This is a genomic window from Thermotalea metallivorans, from assembly GCF_001562415.1.
GTDB classification, from domain to species: Bacteria; Bacillota; Clostridia; order Peptostreptococcales; family Thermotaleaceae; genus Thermotalea; species Thermotalea metallivorans.
In genome coordinates, this window is the sequence record NZ_LOEE01000095.1 from 1 (window position 1) to 1787 (window position 1787).

The window sequence follows — 1787 nt, forward strand, 5'->3', positions numbered from 1 at the left end:
TTGGTCTTTGAAAACTACACAGTGTAAGAGGAAAGCCAGCAAGCAAAGAGAAGGAAGAATTTGATTTGAGAGTTTGATCCTGGCTCAGGATGAACGCTGGCGGCGTGCCTAACACATGCAAGTCGAGCGGTCCAATGTTCAACACTGATTATTCAGTAGATTGAGCCGCGTCTAGGACGGAAACGAAGTTGGAGTCCTACACGCGTTAATAAAAAGCCAACACATGCTCAAAGGTTTTATGTGATACTGAGTATTGAGTGTTGAACATTGGACAGCGGCGGACGGGTGAGTAACGCGTGGGCAACCTGCCCTATGCAGGGGGATAACACAGCGAAAGTTGTGCTAATACCCCATATAGCCGGACATACGCATGTATGGATGGTGAAAGATTTTATCGGCATAGGATGGGCCCGCGTCTGATTAGCTAGTTGGTGAGGTAACGGCTCACCAAGGCGACGATCAGTAGCCGACCTGAGAGGGTGAACGGCCACACTGGAACTGAGACACGGTCCAGACTCCTACGGGAGGCAGCAGTGGGGAATATTGCACAATGGGGGAAACCCTGATGCAGCAACGCCGCGTGAGCGAAGAAGGCCTTCGGGTCGTAAAGCTCTGTCCTAAGGGAAGAAGAATGACGGTACCTTAGGAGGAAGCCCCGGCTAACTACGTGCCAGCAGCCGCGGTAATACGTAGGGGGCAAGCGTTATCCGGAATCACTGGGCGTAAAGGGTGCGTAGGCGGCCGATAAAGTCTGGGGTGAAAGGCTACGGCTCAACCGTGGTAAGCCTTGGAAACTTATGGGCTTGAGTGCAGGAGAGGTAAGTGGAATTCCTAGTGTAGCGGTGAAATGCGTAGATATTAGGAGGAACACCAGTGGCGAAGGCGACTTACTGGACTGTAACTGACGCTGAGGCACGAAAGCGTGGGGAGCAAACAGGATTAGATACCCTGGTAGTCCACGCCGTAAACGATGAGTGCTAGGTGTCGGGGGCGGAAGCCCTCGGTGCCGCAGCTAACGCATTAAGCACTCCGCCTGGGGAGTACGCTCGCAAGAGTGAAACTCAAAGGAATTGACGGGGACCCGCACAAGCAGCGGAGCATGTGGTTTAATTCGAAGCAACGCGAAGAACCTTACCAGGACTTGACATCCCTCGCATTAGCCGTAACGGGTGAAATTCCATTTGGGACGAGGAGACAGGTGGTGCATGGTTGTCGTCAGCTCGTGTCGTGAGATGTTGGGTTAAGTCCCGCAACGAGCGCAACCCTTGTCTTTAGTTGCCAGCATGAAAGATGGGCACTCTAGAGAGACTGCCGGGGAGAACTCGGAGGAAGGTGGGGATGACGTCAAATCATCATGCCCCTTATGTTCTGGGCTACACACGTGCTACAATGGCTGGTACAAAGGGCAGCGAAGGAGCAATCCGGAGCCAATCCCAAAAGCCAGTCACAGTTCGGATTGTGGGCTGCAACTCGCCCACATGAAGCCGGAGTTGCTAGTAATCGCGGATCAGAATGCCGCGGTGAATGCGTTCCCGGGTCTTGTACACACCGCCCGTCACACCATGGGAGCTCAGGGCACCCGAAGTCAGTGAGTCAACCGCAAGGAGACAGCTGCCGAAGGTGAAATGAGTGACTGGGGTGAAGTCGTAACAAGGTAGCCGTATCGGAAGGTGCGGCTGGATCACCTCCTTTCTAGGGAGAAAAGGCTGCCCTTACACTGTATAGTTTTGAGAGACCAAGGGAGATAGCAAAACCGAAGTCTTTCAGAAAAGATACTGTTGAGATTG

At 53.1% G+C, this 1787-nt stretch carries 1 rRNA gene; it reads left to right on the forward strand.

Annotation, left to right across the window (positions count from 1 at the left end):
- Positions 1–61 precede the first annotated feature (61 nt).
- Positions 62–1692 (forward strand): 16S ribosomal RNA (locus tag AN619_RS15190).
- Positions 1693–1787 lie beyond the last annotated feature (95 nt).